Source organism: Bacillus sp. SIMBA_008 (assembly GCF_046535495.1).
Classification (GTDB): domain Bacteria; phylum Bacillota; class Bacilli; order Bacillales; family Bacillaceae; genus Bacillus; species Bacillus subtilis.
In genome coordinates this window covers 1-264 of sequence record NZ_JAWRWL010000633.1, presented here as the reverse complement: position 1 = coordinate 264, position 264 = coordinate 1, and the positions used below count along the sequence as shown (strand labels likewise).

The window sequence follows — 264 nt, the reverse complement described above, 5'->3', positions numbered from 1 at the left end:
CATTCACCGGATCAAGTTTCGGCGAGGGGCTCGGACGCAATTCAAACGGCATCCATTCCACCTGTACGTCCTTGTCCTTGATTGCTTCTTCAAACGCCGCTTTGCCGACATAGCAAAACGGACATACATAATCAGAATATACTTTAATCTGCAGTGTCATTGTAAGTCTCCTTTCCTTATCATTTTAAGTTGTAACTTTTATAGTTACAAGTGTTTTTTTAAAAAAACACCCGCCATATGGAAGGTGTCACGATTCCAGCAGCC

Annotated in this window: 1 protein-coding gene; it reads right to left on the bottom strand. The window is 42.4% G+C overall.

Annotated features, from left to right (window positions below):
• On the bottom strand, positions 1-160 hold a 160-nt coding region (locus SB658_RS24745; RefSeq protein ID WP_410603042.1), incomplete at its 3' end, for a DsbA family protein.
• Positions 161-264 lie beyond the last annotated feature (104 nt).